This window comes from Hydrogenophaga pseudoflava, assembly GCF_031020795.1.
Lineage (GTDB): Bacteria > Pseudomonadota > Gammaproteobacteria > Burkholderiales > Burkholderiaceae_C > Hydrogenophaga > Hydrogenophaga pseudoflava_A.
In genome coordinates this window covers 1,084,897-1,093,250 of record NZ_JAVHJP010000001.1, presented here as the reverse complement: position 1 = coordinate 1,093,250, position 8,354 = coordinate 1,084,897, and the positions used below count along the sequence as shown (strand labels likewise).

Sequence of the window (8,354 nt, the reverse complement as noted above, 5' to 3'; positions counted from 1 at the left end):
GCGACTTACATTCAGTGGCAAGCTTAACCGAGTAGGGAAGGCGTAGGGAAACCGAGTCCGAACAGGGCGAATCAGTCGCTGGGTGTAGACCCGAAACCAAGTGATCTATCCATGGCCAGGATGAAGGTGCCGTAACAGGTACTGGAGGTCCGAACCGACTGGTGTTGCAAAACCAGCGGATGAGCTGTGGATAGGGGTGAAAGGCTAAACAAACTTGGAAATAGCTGGTTCTCTCCGAAAACTATTTAGGTAGTGCCTCAAGTATTACCTGCGGGGGTAGAGCACTGTTTTGGCTAGGGGGTCATGGCGACTTACCAAACCAAGGCAAACTCCGAATACCGCAGAGTACAGCTTGGGAGACAGAGCACCGGGTGCTAACGTCCGGACTCAAGAGGGAAACAACCCAGACCGCCAGCTAAGGTCCCTAAAATTGGCTAAGTGGGAAACGAAGTGGGAAGGCTAAAACAGTCAGGATGTTGGCTTAGAAGCAGCCATCATTTAAAGAAAGCGTAATAGCTCACTGATCGAGTCGTCCTGCGCGGAAGATGTAACGGGGCTAAGCCAGTTACCGAAGCTGCGGATTTGCAATTTATTGCAAGTGGTAGGAGAGCGTTCTGTAAGCCTGTGAAGGTGGCTTGTAAAGGCTGCTGGAGGTATCAGAAGTGCGAATGCTGACATGAGTAGCGTTAAAGGGGGTGAAAAGCCCCCTCGCCGTAAGCGCAAGGTTTCCTACGCAACGTTCATCGGCGTAGGGTGAGTCGGCCCCTAAGGCGAGGCAGAGATGCGTAGCTGATGGGAAGCAGGTCAATATTCCTGCACCGATTGCAAGTGCGATGTGGGGACGGATCTTAATAGGTTATCCGGGTGTTGGATGTCCCGGTTTAGGCAGATGTAGGCGATGGGTAGGCAAATCCGCCCGTCATATACCGAGGCTGCTGATCGAGCGAGCTTGCTCGCGAAGTAACTGAACGAGGTCCCAGGAAAAGCCACTAAGCTTCAGCTTGCAATTGACCGTACCGCAAACCGACACTGGTGCGCGAGATGAGTATTCTAAGGCGCTTGAGAGAACTCAGGAGAAGGAACTCGGCAAATTGACACCGTAACTTCGGAAGAAGGTGTGCCCTAGTAGTGTGATGAGAACATCTGAGCACGAATGGGTTGCAAAAAATAGGTGGCTGCGACTGTTTATTAAAAACACAGCACTCTGCAAACACGAAAGTGGACGTATAGGGTGTGACGCCTGCCCGGTGCTGGAAGATTAATTGATGGGGTGCAAGCTCTTGATCGAAGTCCCAGTAAACGGCGGCCGTAACTATAACGGTCCTAAGGTAGCGAAATTCCTTGTCGGGTAAGTTCCGACCTGCACGAATGGCGTAACGATGGCCACACTGTCTCCTCCTGAGACTCAGCGAAGTTGAAATGTTTGTGATGATGCAATCTCCCCGCGGAAAGACGGAAAGACCCCATGAACCTTTACTGTAGCTTTGTATTGAATTTTGAACAGATCTGTGTAGGATAGGTGGGAGGCTTTGAAGCCGGGACGCTAGTTCCGGTGGAGCCAACGTTGAAATACCACCCTGGTGTGTTTGAGGTTCTAACCTAGGTCCATTATCTGGATCGGGGACAGTGCATGGTAGGCAGTTTGACTGGGGCGGTCTCCTCCCAAAGTGTAACGGAGGAGTTCGAAGGTACGCTAGGTACGGTCGGACATCGTGCTAATAGTGCAATGGCATAAGCGTGCTTAACTGCGAGACTGACAAGTCGAGCAGATGCGAAAGCAGGACATAGTGATCCGGTGGTTCTGTATGGAAGGGCCATCGCTCAACGGATAAAAGGTACTCTGGGGATAACAGGCTGATACCGCCCAAGAGTTCATATCGACGGCGGTGTTTGGCACCTCGATGTCGGCTCATCTCATCCTGGGGCTGTAGCCGGTCCCAAGGGTATGGCTGTTCGCCATTTAAAGAGGTACGTGAGCTGGGTTTAAAACGTCGTGAGACAGTTTGGTCCCTATCTTCCGTGGGCGCTGCAGATTTGAGGAAGCCTGCTCCTAGTACGAGAGGACCGGAGTGGACGCACCTCTGGTGTACCGGTTGTCACGCCAGTGGCATTGCCGGGTAGCTAAGTGCGGAAGAGATAACCGCTGAAAGCATCTAAGCGGGAAACTCGTTCCAAGATGAGATCTGCCGGGGCCTTGAGCCCCCTGAAGGGTCGTTGAAGACCACGACGTTGATAGGTCGGGTGTGGAAGCGCAGTAATGCGTTAAGCTAACCGATACTAATTGCCCGTGCGGCTTGACCCTATAACTTTGACGAAACCACATGTCTGAGAAGACGGTTCGTGCAAATGTCTTATGCCCTCATGACTCAGTCATGACGTTGGCAGCAATCAAAAACAAGCTGATTCCAGACTCTATGAATTCGCCCGGCTGAAAAATATCAGCCAGGCAACAAGTTATGCCTGACGACCATAGCGAGTTGGTCCCACTCCTTCCCATCCCGAACAGGACAGTGAAACGACTTTGCGCCGATGATAGTGCGGGTTCCCGTGTGAAAGTAGGTCATCGTCAGGCTATTATTAAGCTGAGCCCCAAGTATTCGTACTTGGGGCTTTTGCTATTCTGGATCCTTGATTCTCGCCCTTGCGGATGCGCTGTCACAGGTCGGCGATCCACTGGCCTTTGCGCTTGATTGCGCCCCCGCGCTCCAGCTCTGATAGCAACTCTTCAACCCACTGTTCGGGAGCAAGCCGGCTGGTGGATGCTGCCTTGGACAGATAGGGGGTTTGATCCACCCACTGAAGCAAGTTGGAGAATTCGATCTCCCTGCAGTCGAGCAGCTTGAATTTGATGAGCACCTTGTGCGCGTGCCGTAGATGCTGTTCGGGAAAGTTCATGAAACGGTGCAGACGGCTTCTTGCTCGCGCAATGGCCGGCGAAAGATCGTCAAATGCGGTCCCGTGCCCCGGAATGACCACCGCAGGTGCGAGCGATTCAATGCAGTCCAGCGTCTCGCCGACTTCTTGAAAGGCGGCAAGGCCCTCCAATTCAGGAAAGACCACGCCAAAGCCGTTTTGCCAGAGTGCGTCCGCTGAAAGAAGAACGCCGTTGTCGGGTTGATAGAGCACAACGGCATGCGGATCGTGTCCTTTCGCACCGTGAACTTCCCAGTTCCAGTCTCCAAGCAGCAGGCTATCCCCCGGGCGTAGAACGCCGTCGAAGACAAAGCAGGGGCATTCCTGACCGGTGTGCGCATAACTGAGGGCCTCGGTGTCCCAAACGCGCACAGCGTCGGCCTGCCCTGACGGGATCAGCGTCTGCATGCCAGGGTGCCGGCGCTGCAATGCTGCATTCCCCCCACAATGGTCGCTGTGCAGGTGTGTGTTCAGCAGCAGATCGAGACGGCATCCTCTCAGGCACCCTCCCACCAGGGCGAGTGTCTGATCGGCGTGGCTGCAGTAGCCGGAGTCGATCAAGGCGGAGGGGCCGCGGGAGCCAGTGATCAGGACATTGTTCGAAGAAAGCCATCCGCGTTCAAAAAGCGTTGCTCCGACACGATGAAGACGCTCTTGAGCGGACTGCGAAAGCATGTGTGAGGACTCCTGGGTTCAGGCTCGGAGGGCACGACGGAGAATCTTGCCGACATTGCTTTTGGGGAGTTCGTCGCGGAATTCGATGTACTTCGGGCGTTTGTATCCAGTAAGGTTGTCGTGGCAGAAGCCGGCCACGTCCTCTTCTCGCAGGGTGGGATCGCTGCGCACCACGAACACCTTGACGGCTTCTCCCTGCTTGATGTCCTCCACGCCGACAGCGGCGCATTCGAGCACACCCGGGCACAAGGAAATCACGTTCTCCAATTCGGTGGGAAAGACGTTGAATCCGGACACCAGGATCATGTCCTTCTTTCGGTCCACGATACGGGTATAGCCGCGTTCGTCCATCACGCCGATGTCGCCAGTGCGCATGAACCCGTCGGGCGTGAAGGCGCGTTCGGTTTCTTCAGGCTGGCGGTAGTAGGCGCGCATCACATTGGGCCCGCGGATGCAGATTTCGCCGGATTCGCCGGCCGGCAGGCTGACCCCGGCCTCGTCCTTGATGGCGAGGTCTATGCCAGGCAACGGCAGGCCGATCGTGCCGCTGAACTGCCGGCTGGTCACCGGGTTGTTGGTGCCGATGGCGCAGGTTTCGCTCATGCCCCAGCCTTCGGTCATCGCGCAGCCCGTCACCGCCATCCAGTGCCGGGCCGTGCCCTCTGAGGCAGCCATGCCACCCGCCTGCGACAGAAGCAGCGATGAAAAGTCCAGCTGACGAAACCGCGGGTTCTGCAGCAGCGCGTTGAACAAGGTGTTGACTGCCGGCAGCAGGTGGAACGGCCGCTTTGACAGCGTCTCCACGAATCTGGGCACATCACGCGGATTCGGAATCAAGGTCATGTGCGCTCCCCATCGGATCGCCAGGAGCGATAGGGTCAGCGCAAAGATGTGATACAGCGGCAGGGCGGCGATGCCGTTGATGTTGCGGACATCACCGATGCGTCCCAGCGCCGGCCGGAACCAGGCCTCCGCCTGGAGGGTGGCGGCGATGACATTGCGATGGCTCAGCTCGGCGCCTTTGGAGAGACCGGTGGTGCCGCCCGTGTACTGCAGGAATGCCGTGCCTTCGTGACCAGCCTGCCCAGCTCGCAATGTCAACCGGCTCCCTTCGGCCAGTGCCTGGCGAAAGCCCACGATGGTGCGCGGACCCGTGGCACCGGTGAGGGCGAGCCGATACGGCTTTACCATCTTCGCCATGTGGCGCACCGCAAAGCTGATCCATCGCCCGTACCAGAAGCCCAGCATGTCGCCCATGCTGGCAACGACGACATGCCGGATGGGCGTGCGGTCGATCACCTCCTCCAGCGTCGCCGCAAAGTTCTCCAGGATCACGATGGCCTCGGCGCCCGAGTCTTTGAGCTGGTGTTCCAGTTCGCGTGCTGTGTAGAGCGGGTTCACGTTCACCACCGTGAACCCCGCCCGGATGATTGCAGTCATCGCCACCAGGAATTGCGGAATGTTGGGCAGCATCACCGCGACCCGGGCGTCGCCGGGAAGGCCACGCGCCTGCAGCCATGCACCCAATGCCGCGCTGTGTTGGTCGAGCTCGCCGTAGGTCATCCAGCGCTCCATGCAAACGCTGACGGGACGTTGGGCGTTCCTTTTCAGGGATTCTTCGAGCAATGCGGCCAGGGAGCGGTACTGCGAGAGATCGATGTCGTGGGGAACACCGTCCGGGTAGTGGGCGAGCCAGGGGCGCGCGGATATGTTCGGGGTGGCGAGGTCCATTCAGGGATTCTGATGGTCCCGCCGCGGGCGCAGCTCAGGGCCTGCCCTAGGGGCCTGTCGCACAAAGCTCAGCGTCGAGCGCAGCGGCGCAGGCAGACAGCTCTGCGTCGAACAGCGTATCGATCCAGCGCCGCTCCCGCTCCGCAATGATCGAGAGGAAGGATCTGGCGTCCCCCATTTGGGCAAACGCAGCGAATCCGGCCTCCAGGAACCGCTGCAGCTCGGACAGGCCGGCCGCCTGGGCGGGGCGTCGCATCATCTTGAGCATCATCAGCAGGGACTTGTTGCGGGTGAGGCGCTGCAGTTCGACTCCCATGTGCCCGACCACGCCAAGCTGCCGCTCACGGGCCTCGCGCCGACCGGTTGCCCGCCAAGCCTGCACGTAGCGCTTCGCCGCGGGCTGCTCAGGGGCCAGTTCCAGCCAATGCGTCGCCATCGTGTGGTCGAGGGTCTCGGTCAGAGCGTGCATTTCCGCCAGGTCGATCGACAGCTCGGCCACCGCCTCCGGAAACAGCCGCTCGATGGCGCCAGCGATGCGTCCGAATTGGGCGTCTCGCTGGCCGAAGTCGTGATCACCGTACAGTTCGTCGAGGAAGAAGCGCGCCGCGGGGCCCTGCGCACGGTGCGCGAGCACGTCGGCGTAGGTGCCCCGAAAGCGCTGCGCCTGGAGGCGCTTCACCGTCGAAACCGCTGCGTCAAGACCAGCGCTGCGCGCCCGGGAGCGCAGTGTGTCCACGGCGGCCAGGTGGGCCCGGATGCGGTCGGCGGCGGAGGCTTCCATGGTGGTTCGAGTCTATCGCCGGCATGGGTTTCCCATTGGTGAGCGGACCCCAGCACCGGGCGAGGACGTCATGACATAGTGGAGCCATGCAGCACCCGAATCCTTCCGACACCTTCCGGCGGACCGCGACGTCTGCGCTGGCACGGCTGCAGCAGCTCATTGTCCTCGTCACAGTGGGCTTGCTGGTGGTGTGGCTCGTGTGGAGCGCCGGGAGACCGGCCTGGGTGGTGGTCGCCGGGGCCGCGCTGCTGCTTTCGGGCTACGCACTGGTGCTGGGGCTGGAGTTTTTCGCCGTGGCCCATGTGAACCGCCGCGATCCGGCGCCACGCGCGACCGCATGGACCTTGTTGACGGCCTGGTGGCATGAGGTGTTGGTCGCGCCCCGGGTGTTTTCCTGGCGTCAGCCGTTTCGCTGGCGCGGCCTGCCGGACGATCACGCTGGTTCAGCGCAGGGGCGGCCGGCCGTGGTCTTTGTGCATGGATTCGTCTGCAACCGGGGCTTCTGGCTGCCGTGGATGCAGACGCTGCGCGCGCGTGGCCTGCCATACACCAGTGTCAACCTGGAACCAGTGTTCGGGTCGATCGACGACTACATACCGCTGATCGACGATGCCGTGCGGCGAGCCCAGACACTGACCGGAACCGCACCTGTGCTGGTGTGTCACAGCATGGGAGGACTGGCGGCGCGAGCCTGGCGTGCTGCGACGCCCGACGCCGACACCCGGGTGCGCCACATCGTCACCATCGGTTCACCGCACCACGGCACTTGGCTGGGGCAGTTCAGCCACGTAGCGAACGGGCGGCAGATGCGGCGGGACGGCCACTGGCTGCAGGCACTGCAGCGCCGTGAGACCGAGCGCTGGCCCGCGGGCACCTACGCAGTGTTCACCTGCTGGTACTCCAACGCCGACAACATCGTGTTCCCGGCTTCCACCGCCACCCTGACCGGGGCCGACAACCGCTTCGTCCATGGCCAGCCGCATGTGGCGATGGCGTTCGTGGACGAAGTGATGGAAGGGACGCTGGCCCTTCCCGCGTTCAGCGACCTGCTCAGTTCTTGAGCACGCCCCGGCGCATCTGGTCCAGCTCCATGGTCTCGAACAGAGCCTTGAAGTTGCCCTCGCCGAAACCCTGGTTGCCCTTGCGCTGGATGAACTCGAAGAAGATCGGGCCGAGCTGGTTCTCGCTGAAGATCTGCAGCAGCAGTTCGCCCGGGGCGCCGTCCACGAGGATGTTGCGGGCCTTGAGCGCCTCGATGTCTTCGCCGTGGTTCGGGATGCGCTTGGGCAGCAGTTCGTAGTAGGTTTCGCTGGTGTTCAGCAGCTTCAGGCCCTCCATCTGCAGCGCATCCACCGTGTCGTAGAGGTTGGTCGAGGCCAGCGCAATGTGCTGGATGCCCTCGCCCTGGTAGCGGTCCAGGTACTCCTGGATCTGGCCGGCCTTGTCGTTGCCCTCTTCGTTGATCGGAATGCGGATCTTGCCGCAGGGGCTGGTCATGGCCTTGCTCTTGATACCGGTCTGCTGGCCTTCCAGGTCGAAGTAGCGCACCTCGCGGAAGTTGAAGATGCGCTCGTAGAAGCCGGCCCACTCGGCCATGCGGCCGCGGTGCACGTTGTGCGTCAGGTGGTCGATGACGGTCAGGCCGTGGCCCGCCGGGTTCAGCTCGGCACCGGGCAGCGGGTAGAAGTCCACGTCGTAGAAGCCGATGTTGCCGATGTCTCCCTCTTTCGCGCCGTTTTTGCCGCGCCAGCGGTCGATGAAATAGATGATCGAGTCGCCGATGCCCTTGATGGCGGGGATGTTCAGCTCGCCCGGGCCGGCGGCATTGGCGTAGCCCCAGGCGCCCAGCGAGATGGCGCGCTCGTAGGCGGCCTTGGCGTCCTGCACACGGAAGGCGATGGCGCAGACGCTGGGGCCGTGCAGGCGGGCAAAGCGCTGTGCGAAGCTGTCGGGCTCGGCGTTGATGATGAAGTTGATGCCGCCCTGGCGGTACAACGTCACGGCCTTGTGGCGGTGCTTCGCGATGGGCTTGAAGCCCATGCGCTCGAACAGCGCGCCCATGGCGGCCGGGTCCGGCGCGGCGTATTCAATGAATTCGAAACCGTCGGTGCCCATGGGATTGTCCCAAGTGCTCAAGGCGGTCGTGGTGGAGGTGGGCAGGCTGGCATTCATGGTGGTCTCCTGTGTGATCGGCCGAATGCGCCACTGTAGAAGCACAGGGTCGCACGATGGCTGCGAAAGGGGGCGCTCCACT

5 protein-coding genes and 2 rRNA genes (1 of these 7 running past the window's edge) are annotated in these 8,354 nt (G+C 60.4%); 3 read left to right on the top strand and 4 right to left on the bottom strand.

All coding sequences use genetic code 11. The features are described 5' to 3' along the window. Window positions 1-2,302 (top strand): 23S ribosomal RNA (locus RCO38_RS05345) (it extends 575 nt beyond the left edge of the window). 157 nt (window positions 2,303-2,459) lie between these two features. Next, window positions 2,460-2,572, top strand: a 5S ribosomal RNA gene (gene rrf, locus RCO38_RS05340). Between the two features lie 83 nt (window positions 2,573-2,655). Here rrf and RCO38_RS05335 read toward each other — a convergent pair. The 3 genes from RCO38_RS05335 to RCO38_RS05325 are packed head-to-tail and all read right to left on the bottom strand — an operon-like array spanning window position 2,656 to window position 6,100. Beyond that, window positions 2,656-3,588, bottom strand: a complete 933-nt coding sequence (locus RCO38_RS05335; RefSeq protein ID WP_308327241.1) for an MBL fold metallo-hydrolase — start codon at window positions 3,586-3,588, stop codon at window positions 2,656-2,658. Window positions 3,589-3,606: 18 nt separating this feature from the next. Further along, complete coding sequence (locus tag RCO38_RS05330; RefSeq protein ID WP_308327240.1) at window positions 3,607-5,319, bottom strand: AMP-binding protein; 1,713 nt, start codon at window positions 5,317-5,319, stop codon at window positions 3,607-3,609. Between the two features lie 46 nt (window positions 5,320-5,365). After that, window positions 5,366-6,100 (bottom strand): FFLEELY motif protein, encoded by a 735-nt coding sequence (locus RCO38_RS05325; RefSeq protein ID WP_308327239.1) that lies wholly within the window; start codon window positions 6,098-6,100, stop codon window positions 5,366-5,368. Window positions 6,101-6,186: 86 nt separating this feature from the next. Between RCO38_RS05325 and RCO38_RS05320 the strand changes: the two genes are divergently transcribed. Continuing rightward, window positions 6,187-7,161 carry an esterase/lipase family protein gene (locus RCO38_RS05320; protein WP_308327238.1) on the top strand — a complete coding sequence of 325 codons (975 nt, stop codon included), beginning with the start codon at window positions 6,187-6,189 and terminating at the stop codon, window positions 7,159-7,161. Here the strand turns inward: RCO38_RS05320 and hppD are convergent. Beyond that, window positions 7,151-8,272: a 4-hydroxyphenylpyruvate dioxygenase gene (gene hppD / locus RCO38_RS05315; RefSeq protein ID WP_308327237.1), complete on the bottom strand. Its 1,122-nt coding sequence runs from the start codon at window positions 8,270-8,272 to the stop codon at window positions 7,151-7,153. The genes RCO38_RS05320 and hppD overlap by 11 nt on opposite strands. Window positions 8,273-8,354: the final 82 nt, after the last annotated feature.

Coding starts and splice junctions, on each gene's coding strand:
- RCO38_RS05335 (WP_308327241.1), bottom strand. CDS start 3,588: ATGCTTTCGCAGTCCGCTCAAGAGCGTCTTCATCGTGTCGGAGCAACG.
- RCO38_RS05330 (WP_308327240.1), bottom strand. CDS start 5,319: ATGGACCTCGCCACCCCGAACATATCCGCGCGCCCCTGGCTCGCCCAC.
- RCO38_RS05325 (WP_308327239.1), bottom strand. CDS start 6,100: ATGGAAGCCTCCGCCGCCGACCGCATCCGGGCCCACCTGGCCGCCGTG.
- RCO38_RS05320 (WP_308327238.1), top strand. CDS start 6,187: ATGCAGCACCCGAATCCTTCCGACACCTTCCGGCGGACCGCGACGTCT.
- hppD (WP_308327237.1), bottom strand. CDS start 8,272: ATGAATGCCAGCCTGCCCACCTCCACCACGACCGCCTTGAGCACTTGG.